This window comes from uncultured Turicimonas sp. (genome assembly GCF_902477955.1).
In the GTDB taxonomy this organism is placed as follows: domain Bacteria; phylum Pseudomonadota; class Gammaproteobacteria; order Burkholderiales; family Burkholderiaceae_F; genus Turicimonas.
Genome location: NZ_CABSJB010000018.1, coordinates 1 through 18,452, shown reverse-complemented (window position 1 = coordinate 18,452; position 18,452 = coordinate 1). Strand labels below are relative to the sequence as shown.

19 protein-coding genes are annotated in these 18,452 nt (G+C 42.8%); 7 read left to right on the top strand and 12 right to left on the bottom strand.

What is annotated here, in order from left to right; genetic code table 11:
* Window positions 1-2: 2 nt before the first annotated feature.
* The 4 genes from RDK53_RS06685 to RDK53_RS06670 all read right to left on the bottom strand — a co-directional run bounded on the left by RDK53_RS06685 (window position 3) and on the right by RDK53_RS06670 (window position 3,890).
* Window positions 3-959, bottom strand: a complete 957-nt coding sequence (locus RDK53_RS06685) for a tripartite tricarboxylate transporter substrate binding protein (protein WP_308513851.1) — start codon at window positions 957-959, stop codon at window positions 3-5.
* 42 nt (window positions 960-1,001) lie between these two features.
* On the bottom strand, window positions 1,002-1,970 hold the full coding sequence (locus tag RDK53_RS06680) for an aminopeptidase (RefSeq protein WP_308513850.1): 969 nt from the start codon (window positions 1,968-1,970) through the stop codon (window positions 1,002-1,004).
* A 594-nt stretch (window positions 1,971-2,564) separates the two neighbouring features.
* The gene (locus RDK53_RS06675; protein WP_157108093.1) at window positions 2,565-2,711 is read right to left on the bottom strand and encodes a hypothetical protein; all 147 of its coding nucleotides are present in this window, start codon (window positions 2,709-2,711) and stop codon (window positions 2,565-2,567) included.
* A gap of 246 nt (window positions 2,712-2,957) precedes the next feature.
* Window positions 2,958-3,890: an AEC family transporter gene (locus RDK53_RS06670; protein ID WP_374041574.1), complete on the bottom strand. Its 933-nt coding sequence runs from the start codon at window positions 3,888-3,890 to the stop codon at window positions 2,958-2,960.
* Between the two features lie 104 nt (window positions 3,891-3,994).
* Between RDK53_RS06670 and RDK53_RS06665 the strand changes: the two genes are divergently transcribed.
* The 6 genes from RDK53_RS06665 to RDK53_RS06640 all read left to right on the top strand — a co-directional run bounded on the left by RDK53_RS06665 (window position 3,995) and on the right by RDK53_RS06640 (window position 8,172).
* Window positions 3,995-4,651, top strand: coding sequence for a LysR family transcriptional regulator (locus RDK53_RS06665; protein ID WP_308513848.1), 657 nt, complete (start codon window positions 3,995-3,997; stop codon window positions 4,649-4,651).
* Window positions 4,591-4,983: a LysR substrate-binding domain-containing protein gene (locus RDK53_RS06660; protein ID WP_308513881.1), complete on the top strand. Its 393-nt coding sequence runs from the start codon at window positions 4,591-4,593 to the stop codon at window positions 4,981-4,983. Before RDK53_RS06665 ends, RDK53_RS06660 begins: the two co-directional genes overlap by 61 nt.
* A 310-nt stretch (window positions 4,984-5,293) precedes the next feature.
* A complete protein-coding gene (locus RDK53_RS06655; RefSeq protein WP_308513847.1) occupies window positions 5,294-5,938 on the top strand; it encodes a hypothetical protein in 645 nt (214 codons plus the stop codon).
* Window positions 5,928-6,266, top strand: coding sequence for a hypothetical protein (locus tag RDK53_RS06650; protein ID WP_308513846.1), 339 nt, complete (start codon window positions 5,928-5,930; stop codon window positions 6,264-6,266). Before RDK53_RS06655 ends, RDK53_RS06650 begins: the two co-directional genes overlap by 11 nt.
* Window positions 6,267-6,374: 108 nt before the next feature.
* Window positions 6,375-7,640 carry an aspartate kinase gene (locus RDK53_RS06645; RefSeq protein ID WP_308513845.1) on the top strand — a complete coding sequence of 422 codons (1,266 nt, stop codon included), beginning with the start codon at window positions 6,375-6,377 and terminating at the stop codon, window positions 7,638-7,640.
* Window positions 7,641-7,761: 121 nt separating this feature from the next.
* Window positions 7,762-8,172, top strand: coding sequence for a VOC family protein (locus tag RDK53_RS06640; protein WP_308513844.1), 411 nt, complete (start codon window positions 7,762-7,764; stop codon window positions 8,170-8,172).
* A gap of 65 nt (window positions 8,173-8,237) precedes the next feature.
* Here the strand turns inward: RDK53_RS06640 and RDK53_RS06635 are convergent, their stop codons facing one another.
* The 5 genes from RDK53_RS06635 to RDK53_RS06615 all read right to left on the bottom strand — a co-directional run bounded on the left by RDK53_RS06635 (window position 8,238) and on the right by RDK53_RS06615 (window position 13,712).
* Window positions 8,238-8,627, bottom strand: a complete 390-nt coding sequence (locus RDK53_RS06635) for an HIT family protein (RefSeq protein ID WP_308513843.1) — start codon at window positions 8,625-8,627, stop codon at window positions 8,238-8,240.
* Window positions 8,618-9,733 (bottom strand): HNH endonuclease domain-containing protein, encoded by a 1,116-nt coding sequence (locus RDK53_RS06630; RefSeq protein WP_308513842.1) that lies wholly within the window; start codon window positions 9,731-9,733, stop codon window positions 8,618-8,620. The genes RDK53_RS06635 and RDK53_RS06630 overlap by 10 nt, the downstream gene beginning before the upstream one ends.
* A gap of 307 nt (window positions 9,734-10,040) precedes the next feature.
* Window positions 10,041-10,622: an NAD(P)H-dependent oxidoreductase gene (locus tag RDK53_RS06625; protein WP_308513841.1), complete on the bottom strand. Its 582-nt coding sequence runs from the start codon at window positions 10,620-10,622 to the stop codon at window positions 10,041-10,043.
* Window positions 10,623-10,880: 258 nt separating this feature from the next.
* Window positions 10,881-12,269 (bottom strand): C4-dicarboxylate transporter DcuC, encoded by a 1,389-nt coding sequence (dcuC, locus tag RDK53_RS06620; protein WP_308513840.1) that lies wholly within the window; start codon window positions 12,267-12,269, stop codon window positions 10,881-10,883.
* Window positions 12,270-12,302: 33 nt separating this feature from the next.
* Window positions 12,303-13,712, bottom strand: a complete 1,410-nt coding sequence (locus RDK53_RS06615; protein WP_308513839.1) for an amidohydrolase family protein — start codon at window positions 13,710-13,712, stop codon at window positions 12,303-12,305.
* A 113-nt stretch (window positions 13,713-13,825) separates the two neighbouring features.
* On the opposite strand from RDK53_RS06615, the gene RDK53_RS06610 reads away from it, so the two are divergent.
* A complete protein-coding gene (locus tag RDK53_RS06610; RefSeq protein ID WP_308513838.1) occupies window positions 13,826-14,794 on the top strand; it encodes a LysR family transcriptional regulator in 969 nt (322 codons plus the stop codon).
* Between the two features lie 7 nt (window positions 14,795-14,801).
* On the opposite strand, the gene RDK53_RS06605 is transcribed toward RDK53_RS06610, so the two are convergent.
* The 3 genes from RDK53_RS06605 to RDK53_RS06595 all read right to left on the bottom strand — a co-directional run bounded on the left by RDK53_RS06605 (window position 14,802) and on the right by RDK53_RS06595 (window position 18,440).
* A complete protein-coding gene (locus RDK53_RS06605) occupies window positions 14,802-16,079 on the bottom strand; it encodes an amidohydrolase (RefSeq protein WP_308513837.1) in 1,278 nt (425 codons plus the stop codon).
* A gap of 539 nt (window positions 16,080-16,618) precedes the next feature.
* On the bottom strand, window positions 16,619-17,287 hold the full coding sequence (locus RDK53_RS06600) for an RloB family protein (protein WP_308513836.1): 669 nt from the start codon (window positions 17,285-17,287) through the stop codon (window positions 16,619-16,621).
* On the bottom strand, window positions 17,277-18,440 hold the full coding sequence (locus RDK53_RS06595) for an ATP-binding protein (protein WP_308513880.1): 1,164 nt from the start codon (window positions 18,438-18,440) through the stop codon (window positions 17,277-17,279). The genes RDK53_RS06600 and RDK53_RS06595 overlap by 11 nt, the downstream gene beginning before the upstream one ends.
* Between the last annotated feature and the right edge of the window lie 12 nt (window positions 18,441-18,452).

The window sequence follows — 18,452 nt, the reverse complement described above, 5'->3', positions numbered from 1 at the left end:
GGTTAGAACAAGTCTTTGTTTTCAGCGACAAGCTTGGATGTTTGGTTCACGATAGCTTGTGTTTCTTTAGAGCCTTTAAAGCCGATATCCAGTTTCATCTTCTTTGCTTCGGCTAAGAATTCCGGGTCTTCGCAGATCTTCTTGATGCCGGCTTCAAGTTTGGCTTTGGCATCAGCCGGCAATCCTTTAGGTGCGCAGATGCCGCGGATAGCGGCTCCAACCGGGGCAATTGGTTTTCCGAAGGCTTCGGCTGCTGTCGGAAGATTGCCGACTTTCTGATCGGAAAATACGACCAGTATTCTTAAGCCGTTGGCAAGCTGTTTGTCAGCGGCAGAAAGAGTAGAAGCACATAAATCTACTTTGCCGCCCATTAAGGCAGTTAATGCTTTTCCGGAACCGTTAAACGGCACAAAGTTTGTCTTAAATCCGCCGTCTTTTTCTGCAAGAAGATGCTGTAACTGAACATTGGACTGAGGACCGTCACCGGCAACATTTAATACTTTTGTTTTGGCTGCTTTAACAACGTCTGCGGCTGTTTTGAATGGGCTGTCCTCCTTAACGACCCAAACAATCGGGTCGGTTTGCACTGCTGCAACAAAATCAAAATCATCCATCGCAAAAGGTACGTTCTTGCGCAGTTCTTTGATCATGATCATGGAGGGCAGGGAAGCTGCGCCGATGGTGTATCCGTCCGGTTTAGCTTTTGCCAGCAATGTCCAGCCGATTTGACCGCCTGCACCGGGCTTGTTGTCAATTGTCAAAGTCTGTCCGAGATGCTTCTGAGCATATTTGCCCATGACGCGCAGAAGGATGTCGTTTCCGCCGCCGGCACTAAACGGCACGATGGTTAAGATTGGTTTGGCAGGATAAGCATCCGCAGCCACGGAAACTGTCCCGAAGCAAGTCAAAGAAAGAAGAGAAGCAGCCAAGAGGCTTGCGGTAATTGTTCTGCGTTTCATTTGTATAGTCCTTGAAGATTTAGGGTATGGATGAAGATTTAGTTAAACCAGAGGTTTGTCTTTGTCGAAAATGACTTTGCCGTCCGCCACAATGGTCGGATGCCACATGATGAGGTCGTAATGGCACGGTGCTTTTGTGACGCCGCCCAATGTCAGGCTGGTACCGATGCCGACATGGCAGGTGCCGAGGACACCCTCGTCTTCGAGCATGATGCCGCACATCCTGCATTTGGGATTGAGGCCGATCCCGAGCTCTGCAATGTTGTAGCTGTTTTTATCGCCGTGGCTGGCGAGATCCTTTTTAAGAATTTCTGCAGCTCTTCCGCCTTTGATATCGGTAATAAAGCCTTTTTCTACTTTGCAGATTACCGGTTCGTCAACCAAGCCGATGCCAAGATAAGGAATGGACGCATCGCAAACGATAACGCCTTCAGCAGTTCCTTCAATAGGCGTTGTGTTGGCTTCAATAGTCGGAATAGTAGAGAATTGGCCTTTTTCTACGACGCAATATAAAGCGTTTCCGCGTCTTCCTCCGGTCTTGAACGTGAGGTCCGTACCTCCCGGAGAGGTTACATGGATCTCGTTTGCATCTTCCAAGGCTTTTGCAACAGCAATACAAGTCGGTTTAATTTGGTCAAAATCCGCCTCAATGCCGCCGTGCATCATGACTTCTGGAGTGAAATCGGTCATGACGATAATGCGTGCGCCGGCCGCTGCTGCGTCTTTAACGGCATGAGTATGTGTGATGGAGTAACTGACCGGAACAATAACAACATCGGCTTTTTTCATGGCTGCGGCAACGGCTGCCGGAGGTTCTTCTCCTGCACGTTTTCTAGGCTTCATCGACATCACCATGACTTCGCCGCCTCGGTCGCAGGCAACGGATGCCACAGCTTTAGCAATATCGGTTTTTGCGTAGTCTGTAACGATCAGAACCTGTTCGCCGGGCTGAACTTTTGTGGCGACATCGACCAAGGTTTTTGCGCCTTTCAACATCAGAAGATCTTTCATTTCTTTTCCTTAAGATTGAACGAATTTGGTGCAAGGTGCACTAAAGAGGTGCAGAGAATTCACCAAATTGAATAATTTTTTGGTGCGTATTAGTAATTTTTGATTGAGAAGCTGGCCTGCAGTGTCCTTGTGGGACTGATAACGGTAAATATCAGGTTTGCTTCCTATAGAGGATTAAGCAATTTGTATGCCAAGTATTTGGGATAGTGGAAAATTCTAGTGGGAGATTTGATTAATTGTTTAAGTATTAGATGCTTTTTGATAGCAGGTGAATTTGAACCGGCTCCGAAAGTTTGCATTTTTCGTTTTCAGCGAACAAAACAGAAGTCCTGCTGTCAATAGCTCACGTCTCTTTGATAGAGGAGCAGTCTTTCTACTCGAAAAAGATCTTCGTTCACTGGAGGTTTACTGCCAAGAAAGGAAGGCCGTTGATCTGGTTCTGCTTTTTTGAAGCACCTGCTTTTTTGAAGCACCAAAAAAGACTTCATGAAAACACTTCTCAAATCAAACCCGACATCTACACAGGCTCAAAAAGAAAAAGCCGCAAAATCTTAAATGGATCCTGCGGCGTTTTGGAATGAATCTTATGTGAGATTATTCTTGTTCGTATGTACCGGCTTCAACAGCTTCTACTGTTGCTTCTTTAAGTTCTTTGGCTTCTTCAACTTTCGGGTCTACCGGTTTTTCTTCAGGTTTCTTGTCTTTTTCTTTGTCTGTAGAGCAGCAGCAATTGCATCCCATGGTTGTCTCCTTTTATAGGTTATGGGTAAATCCCATTTGTTAACAAGCTAAGTGTATATCAGTATTAGTACTGAGAAGAAATTACCCTTCCCAAATTAGGAAGAATTGCACAGTCTGTTGCTTAGACGCATGATTTTGAACTAGGCCTCTAAGTACTATGTTTTTAAGTAAAGCAAGAGACATCGATGAAACTAAGACCGCAAGCCATTTCTAAAATCATTCATTAATGATTGCCAGCATATTTGTTCATGATAAAAAATAGTTTTTCATCAGTAAGGTCCAAACCGGTAAAGTCAGCATAGAGAGCAGCGTTTGAGAACTTGTAAGATCGGCGACTGCCGCACCGTTTCCTTTCATTTTTGAAGTCATGACATAGCAGCTCTGAGCAGTTGGAAGAGCCGCAAATAGAATCAGCACGAAAGCTTCAATTGGATTTGGCAATAGGAAGAAGGCAAGAGAAATGGCCAAGCATGGAACCAAAACCAATCTCTCAAAGGTGCACCAACTAATGAGGTTCCTATATTTTTTTACGTCTTCAAATGTCAATCCTGCCCCGATACACAACAGTCCTAACGCCAGACCAGCACTGCTTAAATAACCGATAAAAATAGAGATGACTTGAGGTAGCGGAATACTCAAGAGGTTAAAAAGTAGGCCGGTAACAGTGGCAATAATAAGAGGATTTTTGGCAACGGCCTTTAACCGATTGAAAACATTAAAAGTTGGTTCCGAGTTAGTTGCAAAAGAAAGTGTCATAACGGCGATCGTATTGCTTATAGGGACCCAAATGGCAATAAGCAAAGAAAGGAGAGCAAAACCTTCATTGCCTAGAAGCGGCTGGCAGATGGCAAATCCTATATAGGTGTTGAACCTAAAACCGCAATGAAAAACCGACCATTTCGTCCAAGCAGATTCTTTGTAGAATTGATTGACTAACCAGGAGAGTAATACGGCGCCCAGCATGCAGGAGACGGCAACGCAAAGAAACCACGCTGAGGTCTCGAGGTTGAACTTACTTTTGTAGACGGAGTTGAAGAGAAGCGGAGGAAAGAGGACGTAAAATACCAGCGCTTCCAAACCGGACCAAAAAGAGGCGGAAAAAGGTTTGAACCTCCGCAAACTTGTTCCGAAAAGAATCAATAGAAATTGAGGCAAAATTATTGTTATCAAAGAGGCCATAGTTAAGTTTACTCATCTGCTTTTTTGAAAATCTAAACTTTGTTGATTGGAATCCCAAGAACCAAAAGCGTTACTTATCAAATGCCATAACCGAATCTCGGAATATGAACTTACAAGACCTTCAGCCATCAGCATTTTTGACCTTCATTAAGGTTGCCGAGCGCGGCAGTTTTACTGCAGCCTCCAAAGAATTAGGAGTATCGCAGTCGGCCGTGTCTCAGACCGTAGAGAAATTGGAGGAAAAAATAGGAAGGCCTCTGCTTGAAAGAGGTTCTCGTCCTTTGGTCTTAACGGGAGTGGGAAGAGATGTTCTTCGTTGTGCGCGTCGTTTTGTCGAAGAGGCACGGCTGATGCAGAATTCACTCAATCTCCAAGAAAACCGAGAAGTGAAGTCTCTAAGAATTGGTTTATCGGAGGTGGTTGACGGATTTTTTTCGGATAAGTTAGAGCAGTTTTTGATTCCGAAGCTTCAATCGTTGGAAGTACAAACTGGCTTGATACCTCAAATTCTGGAAGACTTCGAAAACGGTTTGCTGGACATCGCAATTGCGCCCGACATTTCAGACCGTCCTGGCCGAATACGGCATCTGATTTTGGAAGAGTCTTATTTTGTACTTTGCAATAAAAAGTTCAGCGAGGAGTTGAGAAGTTTTGAAATGACTATAGAAGTTTTGAAAGAGGGGCCTTTAGACGCGTTGGACTGCCTTTCATTTCTTATCGCTCCAACTCTGCCGATCGACGGAAAGCCCAAAGTTTCCTGAGAAGAATTGGGCTGAACTCGACAGTCAGTTACGAGTTGGAGAATACAAGGTCGGTAATAAGAGCAGTCGAAAACGGATTAGGCTGGACAATTCTTCCGCCGTTAAACATTCTTCTCGGAGACGATACTTCTCTTCTTTCTGTCCGAAAGATAGAAGATCCGGGTCTTAAAAAACGTCTTTTCATCGCAACCGATCGTCCGGTGCTTAAACCTATGGTTGAAGAGTTGGAGGGATTGTTTTTCAAAACCTTTGATTTCCTATGCGGTCACGATAACTCCGATGTGTTCCGTACTCTAAAAACAGGAATGAAAGTGCCGGAACATATCTCTTAACCTCGTTTGATGGAGGTACATAACAAATCGGGCCGGCAAATTAATTTTTAAGCTTCTCCGAAAAAGTAAGAAATCTGTTGACTTCATGTCTTCAGCTCGTATTTCTTTTTTTAAACGCCCGACTTAATGAGCCGTCGTTCTTGACCGTGCTTCGACGGTGATATAGTGAATAAATGTTAATAATGATTTCTGTTTTGTAACTGGAAAGATCAGCATTCAGCTCTTAATTTTCTAGCTGCAATTGTCTTTTCGGTCGCAGAAGATTTCATCGTAGTTAGGTAACGGTTAAACAATATTTTTGAATAACGCTGTGGAAGAAGACATCTCGCAAGTTAACTTTGTCGTTCAGAAGGTGCGTACAAGCAGGTACGTCTACGAATACAAGAACGTTTGGGATCCTGTTAATAAGCGGTCTAAACCGCTTTACAGAATTCCTGTGGGTAAAGTCATCGGAGACAAGATTGTTCTAAATGATGAGTATCTCCAAAAACGCCCTAACTTAAAGCAGGGCGATATTGTTCTTGCGGGAACTAAAGCGGTGCTGGCCAGCCGTCTTACCCAATCTATTCAGGACTTATTCGAATTTAAAGAGTTCCTGGGCAATATTGTTTGGGTTGATGATATTGATCATTTTGCGATGTTTTACCGTAAGCTGGGTGCGCAAATCAAAGCTGCCGAAGACGGCTTAGATATTAATCTCTGCGATATGAGGCTTCGAGTTATGCAAAGAACACCCGGGCCCCAGCCGTTGGAAGACACCAAACCATGCTCTTTTTACTTCGATATCGCAACGGAAAACAATATTTTGGCGTTAAGCTGTCAGTTACATGCTAAAGGACTGCATAACGAATTAATCGAAATTCTTATCCCGGGAGGCGAGGCAGTTAGAGCTGTTTTGCTCAAAGATCCGGCTAATAATCAAATTATTCTAAAGAAACAAAACTATGTCAGATAATTCAATACTCGCTGCATCTTATTTGTATAAGGTATTCGTCAAGAGACTTATTCTTGGCAGCATTTGTTGGGCAATGGTTGTCGTAGCCGTTATTGCTCTCGTTCGGTATGCCACACCCTCGGATTTTTGGGCAGGAATTCTTCTCTTAGTAGCTGCCGCCGGCTTTTATCTTTGGAATTTTGTCTATGCCGTCTCTTCCATCGTTGTAAGTATTACGTCTTCTGTTTCTAAGTGGGTGAAGACGGGGATTATCTTGTTCTGCTTGGTGGATTTATGTTGCCTGTTTTTGGGATTGCTCCTGTTAATTCATAAGCTCTTCATCAATTAATACAAGCAAATGGCAATAATCTGTAAAAAATCCTATAAATTATTACTGAAGTCTAAACATTGACGAAAGTTGGAAGGACTTGTTTTTAACCCATCGAGATCAAAAGAAATGGCATTGATTGTTCAAAAATACGGCGGTACTTCTGTGGGCAGCGTTGAGCGTATCAAGAATGTCGCACGAAGAATCGCTAAATGGCAAAACGCCGGACATCAGGTTGTCGTTGTTGTCTCTGCAATGAGTGGAGAAACTAACCGCCTGATCGGTTTGGCAAAGGAAATTCAAAAAAATCCTGACCCTAGAGAGCTGGACGTTGTGGCCTCTACCGGTGAACAGGTTACCATCGGTCTTCTTTCCATGGCTCTCAAGGCTATTGGTAAAAAGGCTAAGAGCTACACAGGTCCGCAAGTTAAAGTTTTGACCGACAGCGCTTTCACAAAAGCCAGAATTAAAGAAATCGATGCTCACCGTATTCTTTCTGATCTGGAAGAAGGCAATGCCGTTATCGTCGCCGGTTTCCAAGGCTGCGATGAAGAGGGAAACATTACTACATTAGGCCGCGGCGGCTCCGATACTTCCGCTGTTGCTATCGCAGCTGCTTTGAAAGCTGACGAATGCTTAATCTTTACCGATGTAGACGGAATCTACACAACTGACCCGCGTGTGGTTAGTGATGCAAGAAGAATGGATGTAGTGGCTTTTGAAGAAATTCTCGAAATGGCTTCTTTAGGCTCTAAAGTTCTTCAAATTCGAAGCGTTGAATTCGCTGGTAAATATAAGGTTCCGACTAGAGTTCTCTCTAGCCTTACAGATCCTGATATTCCAGTCGAAGAAGAAGCAAACTCTGGCACCCTAATCACTTTTGAGGAAGATCCGAAAATGGAAAAAGTTGTTGTTTCCGGCATCGCATTCAGCCGCGATGAAGCAAAAATCACACTCCCGCACGTACCTGATATCCCCGGTATCGCTTATAAGATTTTAGGAAGCGTTGCTGAAGCAAACATCGAAGTCGACATGATCGTCCAGAACGCCGCTAAGAACGGCTTAACCGACTTCAGCTTCACAGTTAACCGCAACGACCTTGATAAAGCTATCCGTGTTATTGAAAGCGAAGTTAGCCCGTACCTTGAAGAAGACGGCATTCTTACTGACGCTTCCATCGCTAAGATTTCTTGCGTTGGTATCGGTATGAGAAGCCACGCAGGTGTTGCAGCTAAGATGTTCAAAGTATTGGCAGAAGAAAATATCAACATCAAGATGATTTCTACTTCCGAAATTCGTACATCTATCGTTGTCGACGAAAAATACATGGAACTTGCCGTTAGAGCCCTCCATAAAGCATTCGGCTTAGATAACGCTCCAACCGCCATGGAATAATGCATTCGGCTTAGATAACGCTCCAACCGCCATGGAATAATTCTCTTTTAAAGAGCCGGGACTGCTTGAGGATCTTCTTTTAAAGATTTCTCCGCAGTCCTTTTTCATATCAGTAAAAAAAATGGAAGCGCTTTTTTCTCTGCAATCCTTGGATCACTTTGTTCTTACAACGGCTCAGCCCAACGAGATGGTGAATTTCTATTCAAAATTGGGATTTGAAGTTCGTAAAGACGGTGCAAGATATGAAATTCTTGCGCCCGCTTTCAAAATCAACCTTCATGTCAAAGGACAAGAATTAGAACCAAAGGCGGCTTTGGCGGATCCTGGAACCGGAGATTTTTGCATTGAAATCTCGACAGATGAGCCGATACAGAGGATTGAAGAAGAGCTTAGAACCCGAGGTCTGAATGTCGTTTCCGCTCCTGTTGAAAGACATGGTAGGAAAGGTACGATGACCTCTATTTACCTCAGAGATCCCGATAAAAATCTTGTGGAACTGGCGTTGTATCCTAGGCCAAGTAACAAAAGATAAGCTGTCAAAGAAGTTGACAGAAGAGAAACACCGATACTTAAGCTGGTAGCATAAGTTCTGTTTCATCAATACTTTTGTTTTGAAGGTATAACGCCTCGAACGCCGCCGCGAGGATTTGTGACGTCTCCTTTGTATCTCGGGATCAGATGGAGATGGACATGAAAAACCGACTGTCCTGCAGGCTCTCCTACATTAACTCCCACGTTGTATCCGTCCGGATGAAATTTTTCATCAACTTCTTTTTTCATGATACCCAGCAGATCTTGGATTGCTTTGAGCTCGTCGGAAGTTAAATCGAAGTAATTAGCCACATGCCGTTTTGGTATTACCAACACATGTCCCGGACTTACCGGAAAGCCGTCATAGACGGCAAATGCCAAATCATTTTCCGCTTGAATCAGAAGATTTTTCGGCAGATTACAGAAGAGACATGGATTATTAACGTCTATTGCCATAATTGGAACCCCATGTTTATTGCCGTTTTAGCCAAAGGATCGACATGCTCCTTGTATTTGTCGATAACGAATGTATCAGAAGCTGAAACAAAATCCGGAATGCTTATTCCAAAGAAATTTTCATACTCCTCAAAGAAATCTTTAGATTTGTTCGGATCGGTGCGGTAGTGGTATTTAACAAGACTTTGATGCTGCCGCGCTAAGGGGGCAACAAAAGCTTCATCAGGAATCAAATCGCTTTTAGAGGAGTTGAGACTTTTCTCCATCGGCGTTAAGTTCCAGATTTGATTGTGTACGACGAATGTCCACGGTAAGTAGTGATCCAGAGCAAAACTGTCGGCGGTGAACTCGTGACCATAGATGTCCGTAGTAACTTGTTCTGAATTCAGGTAAGAAAGCCAAAATTTTCTCTGCGAATCAAGACTTAACCTGGAAGCTGGAAGTTCAAATTTTTTAACGAGGGCCGGTACCGCTGTATTTCTGGCTTGGAGGAAGTCAGCGAAGTTCCAATAGGTAAAGTCTTTCAGGAGCGAATAATTTTCTCGAAAAAACGCTGCCCATTTGCTTGGTACTTCAATGGAATTCCAATTTCCGTTGGGAAAAGAATAAGGCTCGCCGGAAGTTGCACCTCTGATAGATTCTTTCAAACCTTCTGCAGATTTCGAACGCCACGCATTCAAAAAACGAAAGGACACTTCCTGAATCAATGGATTAAAAATAATTTTTTGAAAGTTTTTCGGATTAACTTTGGCGAATGTCTCAAGAGCTTTTAAAGCTTCTGGTTCCTTATACTTCATGCTGAACGGGAAACCGTTCACGGGATTCTTCAACGCCTCAATGACCTTTGTCATACTATCCCAACATCCGAAAGACAATTTAAAGCGCTGAGTCGGGATCCAAGATTTCGCAACCATTCTGGCGCAGATGTCTTGAGTGGAAAATATAAGATTACCCGGGTTGCTGGAATCTGATTCTTTAACAATATCCAAAATTGCTAAGAACCAAAGGAATTTGTAGGCAGCCGTTGTTCTTTTAAAAACTTTTTGAAGAGGTTGAGTGTTCAGCGAACCTGCTGACGCAAATAGCGGCAAAGGAAGCTCACTCATCACCATTTCTTCTCCATTGAATTATTTAATAATTGTAGTCAATTCTTCGCAGCTTATGCTCAATGAGATCTGCGGGGAGTCCGCCGAAGATAGGAGTGAGCTTTGTCTTGCTGGAGTTGACTCAGATAGTAGTGAATTATGACTGCGTACCAAAGCCTGGATGCCTGAAATTGGAGAGGCCAGGAAAGGAGAGGTCGGGAAGTTCGATTTGTCCTGGAAATTCTAAACAATCATGCTCAAAAGGAAAAACGCCGCAAGGACTAGCAGAACGGCGTTTTTCCTATGAAAGGTGATTGGCCTTAAAGCATTAACCAAAGACCTTTTTTAAATGCTCCTTAAAGCGTTTTGTATCTTCCTCCAATGTTGGATTCTTCAATACATCATTAGCCATGAAGCTTGGAAGAGGTTTCAGACCTAAGAATTGGAACGCTTTATGAACCGGCAAGAGAACGCCGTCGATCCCAACTCCTCCGAAGAAATCATCTTTCTTGTCAAAGGCAGCTTTTGGTGCATTCCATGTTGAGCTCAGCATGTACTTCTTATCGGTAAGAATGCCGCCAGTACCATAACCAACGGAAGGATCGCCATGATGACGGCCATCTGTGCCGACAATACCCGGCTGAACAAAAACTTCGTCCTGATATTTCTTGAATTGCCACGGTGTGCTCATCCACCAGCCAGGTGTTTGAACAATTATTACGTCAGCCCATTGAATTTTTTCAACTTCGGCCGCAATTTCCCAGGAACCGCCGATGAGTGAAATCTGAACTTCGTGGCCCATCTTCTCAAGCTCTTTCATTGCTAAATCAGAGTAGTAATGATTGAGCTTTCCGCCTTGATCAAAATTTTGGCATCCGCAATCAAGAATAAGAACTTTTTTCTTTGACATCTTCAACGCTCCTTTGATTTAAAAACTTTAATCCAATCCGCCGGAAAGTCAATCCGGAAAAGAAACTTGCTTGTTGCTTCAATCCTATTGATAGCAAAATAAGGTGTAGAGGCATTAGCCGGTTAGCCTTGAATGGGCACCTGAACCGTTCTAAATTCTCCAGGATTCACAGCAGGCAAGGCGTTCTGAGCTTTAAGAAGATCAAATCATGGGAGCCGGACTTTTGCCCGTCAGCTCCCATGTTCTCAATCTTAAATCTTAAAGAAAGACAAAAGAGGCAGCTATTGAAACCATCGTGCCAACAATCATTGGAGGAATTGTCCTTGCTACAGCTGCAAAGGGAGAAACATTCGCAATTTTTGCGACGGAAATCGTAACGCCGGCAATTGGAGACATAGAACGAGCAATGCCGGCAACCAGTTGAACAGGACAAGCCATTACGAGAATATCCCATCCAACAGATTTGGCGGCTGTCGGAAGAAGGGAAGAGAATGCGAAGAATGCCGCATTTCCAGATCCTGTAACAAAGGATGCCAGAATCATAATGCCGCACATGACAAGCAGCATAATCATTCCACCGGTCCCTTCCATTGAGGCCGCAGCGTTAATAATTGTAGTAATGCCGCCTGTGGCTTTCAGGCCGTCAGCAAAGACGCCAGCGCAGATAATCAAGGATACGGTAGAGGCGAACACTCTCCCCATGCCCGAGAAGAAAGACTTTATGTTTTCACATGATTTTCTGAAATCACGCGTGTAAAGGCAATCAACTAAGAACGAAAACAGAGTACATGTCATCATGGCAGTAGCCAACTCTACTCTGTACCCGCTGTACACAAACTTGGAGAAAATAAAGAGCAAAACAATAGGAAGAACCGGGAAGAGTGCGTAAATCTTGGGAGCGGACTTTCGCTCGTCCTTGACTTCAAATTCACTGTGCAATTCAAAGTCTTTCGTTGTTAATTTGCCCGAGGCAAGATCTCTTTTATCCATGAATTTCTGGTAAAAGAAGTGAGTTGCTGCTACTGCGATAACCGTAACGATGGCCACAGGAATTTGTCCGTCAACAAAGTACTCCATCGGAGAAATTGAAGCGAGTTTTGCTGTGAGGATTGAGTTAGCTGAAGCGGGTCCTAAATCAAGGGCCGACATTGTAATAATGCAAGCTACAGCTGCCACATTGGAGCATCCTACAGAGATGAGAAGCGGATAAACCATCAGCATCATCAAGACCCCTAAGCCCACTGCAGAAGGAATAAATACGTTAATTAACTGCCCTAACGCATAGGCTAACGCCAGTAGAAGATAAGGAGACTTTACATAGCTTAAGGGCTTCGCAGCTATCTCAACCATGGAACGAGTAGCTCCGATCTTGTCCAAATAATCAGCGAAACCGGAGATAATCATGATGTTGAGACCTAACCCAACCAAGATGCTTTTAGATTGATTTGTGAAATATTGGATTACATCAAAAAAAGCACTTTTTGTTGCTGATTTTGCCCCGTGAAGCAAGGGTTCGGGAGAAATCGTTGCCATCACGGCCAATAAAATAATACCGACTAAAAACAGAGACCACGGCGCATAATATCTTTTGACAATAAGATATCCGACCAATATAACGCCGATAAGGACACATATAATTCCAAACATAAGCAAACTCCTTGGGTTATAAGTATTTTTTCTTTATGGGACAAAACGATTTTCAATTCTTTGAAGAGAAAGTCTCTCCGCAATCGAGAACGGAATTTTTCTTTTACTCAGATAATCTTTTCCTCTTTCATCACAGATAAGTCTCGTATCTTTCCCGAAAACACGGCCGTCCTTCATAATCACTTCTCCGTTTGTTACTGTGGCAAAGGCTTTTTCTTTTTCTAAATCGAGAACGGTGATGTCGGCGTCAGCTCCTATGCCCAAATGACCTTTATTAGGCAATCCAAGAGCATTGGCGGCGTTTAGGCTTGATTTAACAACGAACTCAGGCAGAGAGAGGGCTCCAAACTTAACCAAGAGCAAACCTTTTTCCACAATGACATTTCGCGGATAACAGCCTCCGTCAGTTGAGAAGGAATCAACGACAAAAGCTCCGTTGTTTCTCCTGGCAGTAGCCAAAAGGAATCTGCTCGCAGAAGGATTCACAGAAAAAGAACCTGCAACTTTCGTCCCCACGGACTCCCAATACTCCACTCCTTCTGAGCCGCTAACTAGCTCGCCGACTATACCGTTATCTTTCAGAACCCCAACCTCGCCGTCGAGGATGCATTTCTTCATGCCTTCATAAGTAGGCTCGTATCCTTTTTTTCGCAGACACGTGATGGTTACTTTGCTCAGAGGGACGCCGTTTTCGATAATAAGCCGCGTCCCGTTTAAGTCTGATAGATACGACTCTGAAAACAGATTAGGACTTCCTTTTAACAACTCAATGGCTTCTAATGCTTCGGAGATTTCGTCGCTAATTTGGGCTCTGCAGTAACTGTTGACGTGGGCAATATGGAGAAAGTGTTTGCCGGCAGCATCGACCGCATCTCTGAGTCCTTTAATATTAGAGCCGTGAAGAGTATTTCCGACATGCCATGCTACCCAGGCACTCTCTTCGCTGCAGTCCTCAATAAATGCCTGAGAAATGTCCACATCCATAGGAAAATGGCCGCCCAGAAGCTTTATGCCTAACGCCCCTTTCTCTAAACATTGTCTGATAAATCCGATTCTTTGAGATTTTTCAGGACGATCTGTAGTAAGGCTCTGAGGATAGCTCGCTGCCTCCAATATCGCCATATTTATTCCGGCGCCGCTTTCTTTAATGCTGTCAAGAATGTTGTCGATAGGGCCGGCTAAATCAAAAGCCGTACACACGCCGGCGAGCGCAACCATACGCTGAGCATGAGGATGTCCAAATAACGTCCTCATGTGAGTATGCATGTCAATAATTCCGGGGATAACTATTTTCCCCTCTGCATTCAATTCTTGCTTTGTAGATGTCGAGGAAAAGTTCGAGATCTCTATAACTTTTCCGTCTTCGATGAAAATATCTGCGATGCCAAAAAAATGATTTTTTGGATCAATAATTTTCCCGCCGCGTATGACTAGATCTGCCATCCTTTATCTCCGTTATCCAAGATCCTGAATTAATGTTAATCACAACTAATAACAATTTCTATAACATCTAGTAAAATTGGAAATCTAGTTTGGCAATTTGGAAAACTTAGACAATGGCAGACGATATAGAAAGCTGGGAGATTTTTGTCTCTTTGTATAAAACAGGTTCTATCGGGTTAACTGCTCAAGAGCTCAATGTCGACGCACCGACCGTTTCGAAGAAAATTTCCGTTCTAGAGAAAAAATTAGGGAGATGTTTATTTGATCGCAGGTCAAGGCCGTTTGCTCCCACAGTTGATGCGGTAGAAATTTATGACAATGCGCGAGAGATAGTAAATCACAGAAAAAAAATTTCTGCCTTTATTTCCGATAAACAAAATGAAAATGGTGCCATCATCCGAGTGATGCAGGGAAACAGCTATAGAAGGTACGCTGCCGCCCTAGCATTTAACTACCAAAGAGAACATCCCAATCTAAGATTTAACTTTGTTTCTCCCATAGACATTCAGGACTTTCTTGATAGAAAAGCAGATCTCATCGCTATCTCCGGTGAAATTAATCTGCCTAATTGCGTCTTTTTATCCCGTGGAAGAATGATTTTTATTCCAGTTGCTTCCCCCAATTATCTAAAAGAGAACGGGCCGTTGGACCATCCTAAAGATCTAACTAATCATTATGTGTTTAGCAACGGTTTTATAGATCGTTTCTCTTCGCACCTGTCTTATCCATTTAAAAAGAAGGATCGTCTTTGGACTATGACAGTCACTGATCGGATACGATGCTCAAATGTTGAATTTTCAAAAACCGCTGCTCTTCAAGGGCTTGGAGTTTGTCCTTCTCTTCCTCTGTTTTGTTGCATCGATGAGCTGGAAGCAGGGACTCTGGTGCCTATTCTTGATGGCTGGCACCGCCCCTCTGTACCTAATTATGTTGTATGCCGAAGAGAAGATTGGAAGCTGAAATATTTTAGAGAGTTCGCAACATGGTATGCGGATCAGCAGAAAGATATTCAATGCAAATGCGAAGAGCGACTCGTTAAAGTTTTCGGCCAGGATTTTTTAGATAATCTGGCCGAGAACTAGGCAATTGTTAGATTCCGTTCTTCTTTTGAGCAAAACGGGTAAAGACTTCAAAGCCCATTGGCATCGATTCAGTGTCTTGAAGATCAAAATCTCCTTTGTGATGGCCACGATGATTGCAGCCCCATCTGAAGAGGGCGCCTTGGCCTCCTCTCTCTACCACCCGCTTAATCATAAGGGTGAAATCCTCTCCGCCCACAGGAGCATTAAGATCAATAATTTCCTTTACTTCCGGTATTTGCTCGCCTACATCTCTTAACTCTTCAAGTAAATCAGGACATTCTATTAATGTGGTTGAGTAACCGGCTCGTTCGATTTTAGATTCGACGTCATAAGAGACGGAATTGCCTTTAACTATTTTTTCAACATTCTCGGAAAGATAGTTGAGAACTTCCTCGGTCTGTCCTCGAATCTCGCATTCAATCTTGGCGTGTACAGGTGTGATATTTCTGCCTTCTCCGGCGTGAAGGGTGCCTACAGCCACGCGAGATACTCCGTTTCCGTGACGAGGAATTCCTACTAGCATCATGGCTGTTGCGCAGGCTGCCATAAGAGCGCTGTGTCCTAGATGCGGGTTGCTTCCGGCATGAGAAGGTGTGCCTTTAAAGCTAATATCGTATTTGATACTTGCTAGAACGCCTCCGTGCACTAATGCCATTTGCCCTAGTTTAGCAAGCCCTCCGCAATGAGAACCGACGATAAAGTTCACATCATCGAGGATTCCAGAGCCAACGATGGCTGCAGCACCGCGGACGCCTTCTTCGGCTGGTTGGAAAATAATTTTAAATGTACCCTTCAGTTCTTCTTTGTGCTGAATCAACCATTTTGCAACTGCTAAGCCGAGAGCGGCGTGCCCGTCGTGCCCGCATGCGTGCATTCTTCCCGGGCGTTTGGATGCGAATCCAAACTTTGTCGGCAAATGGTTTGGATCTTCGGATTCCATCACGAGTAATCCGTCAATATCAAATCTAAATGCAGTTGTAGGGCCCTCTCGTCCTGTATCCAAAATCGCAACGGCACCTGTGTATCCGTCACACGATTCAATGAAATCAAGAGGAACTCCGTCTTTTACTGCTCTATCAATTGCTTCTCGAACCTTGGTTTCATCTCTTCCCATTACCGTCTGAGGATTGATTATTTGTTTTCCCGTTAAGATGGTTTCGTATCCCATCTGTTTTAATTTACTGACGATGAAGTAAGTGGTTTCAAACTCGGTCCAACCTTCCTCTGGAAATTGATGAAACTGTCGTCTGTATGAAATCATCTCCTCTAAATTTTTTTTGTCCATATATGCTCCTCGGTAGTGATGCTTTGTTAAAAAGGTAAGGATTAAAGTTACTAAAAGGCGTGGGCTGTTTACATTTCAACAGTTTTTGTAAAGTTGAAAAAAACTGGTCCACAAAAATCACTTTTTCTTTCCTGCTTGGCTCTCATAATGTGGTACCTAGCAGGAAAACGGACGTGCGTTAGCCTCCCTCTTTCTCTCTCGATGTTAAACACAACTAATCACAATTTCTATAAGACCTAGTAAAACTAGAAATCTAGTTTGGCAATTTGGAAATCGAAGAAAAGGTAGACAATATAAAAACCTTGGAAATTATTATTTCTTTGTATAAAACAGAGCCACTCGGAATCACTGTTAAAGATCTTAATGTCGATGCACCAACCTGATAGGGCCTTCTCGCTGTAAAAACTCAAAAGGCACTATCAGAATTAAATATAAACGAGAACAGCAAGTTCAGTTGCAAAAGGAGAACGAAGATTTAAGAAAAATTTACCTAAGCTAAGGAAATGAGTTGTTCCAGACAAATAAAAAATAAAGAGTTTCTAAGAAGAAAGCTTACAGGCTTTAAGAATTATTTGGATTGTTTCACCGACTGAGCTGGAAGGATTTTCTTCGTAGAAGCTATAGCCACAAGTTTTTTTCTCTATTAAGTTAAGTTCGCACTGTTCTACGATCTTCCCATAATTGTTCATTGCCGTTTGAACATCAGAAAAATTTAATGAGTTGAGAACAGATTTGAAATTCTTTTCAATTTTAAATTCTCGGAGATCAGCGAATGCCGTCCCAAAATATTTATTAATAAGTGGAAGATACTGCTTTCTATCCGAAAAAGATTGATTTAATTGTGTTTTATGAAGCAAAATCCATAGCTCAAAAGAAAAGTTGGAGTAAGCAGCCTCGTACTGTATCTTCTTTCTATTCTTAGCCTCTTTTAACAGCTTGAACGTTTCGTTTCTTTGCTTAACATGGGCCGGGTACTGACTTTCAAAATCAAAAAAATGGAAAAAAATCTCTCCAACCATTGGACTAGAAAATTTAACCATTTTTACAGGATTCTTTTCAACTTTTATGTTGAAGGAGACGTTAAATACTCTTGCGGGTTCTTTATTTATTACGTCTCGAAGCCACTCAAGGTACCATTTCTCTGTTTCCCCCTCTACAGAGAAATTAAATCTCTTTGTCTGTTTTCTTTTTTCGGTATTAGGCTTCATTCTTATTATTCATAAACTTTAAAAACAAATCGCTGAAATTGGTTTCAGCTATCGCCCCATATCTGTCAACAAAATAATTCTTCATGTAATCATCTGAACGGCGAACAGCCCCTTCTCCGGAGGTGCCAAAATCAGACAAAGAATAGATAGTGCTTGTATTACTTTCTCTGTCTACAAATTTTATTTCGTCACGTCGAAATAAGTTTGCACTAAGAAAGATGGGGTTATGGGTATTGAATATTAACTGGGCACCGCGTCTATTAATGTCCTCATTGTGAAAAATATTGATGATATCCATGATGGCAATTGGATGTATGGAAGCATCAAACTCATCTATGAAAAGTACAGTTCCATTTACCAGTGCATCGAACACAAGAGGAAAGAGGTGCATAAATCTCACGGTACCGTAAGATTCATATATCTCTGAAGACAGCTTTTTCTGTGTTCCACTAGAGTTTTCGAGAACCGAGTAGAGAATCTGCCGTCCCTTTTCGGTGGAATCGGGACCAAAGGTAAAAGAGGACGATTTCGATCCAATTGCCTCGGCCGCTGATGTAAGAAGTTCTAGGACTTCTTGCTGTGCTTCGTTTTCTACTCCTCCAACAATGCGGAGAGACTCGGAGTGGTAGAGAGCTCTCAGACTCTCTCTAAACCATGTCAAGATTTTTGGAGCTAGGGAGGGGTTCACAATATTCTTAAATCCATTTGATAAGAATAGTTCTTTTTCATTTAGGCCTTTATTCGAAAGACGTCCAATAAGATCTGGGTCCTCTGAAGAGGAGGATTCTCCCTGCTTATCCAATGAGGTTTTAAATACAGAAACTTTGTCCTCTTTTCTTTCGAAAACCTTCTTTTCATTGAGCTTTAATTGTTCAAAAATAACTTTTCTTTTATATGCCTTATCTAAGAATTGGCCTAAATCTATTTGAATCTCGTAGTCTACCTTTAGGGAGTCGATTAAGAAAGTTATCCCTAAACCAACTGGAAGAGGTACAGGTTCAAAAGAATTTGGAATTAGCGAGAGAAAAGATGAAGAATCATTTGCTAGTCTAACAGTCGAGTCATCCAGAATATTCCCCCGAAGGACAATACTTCTCAAAAGATCTACAGCGCAGATAATATTTGATTTGCCGGAAGCATTAGGGCCGTAAATAACTGAGGAGCA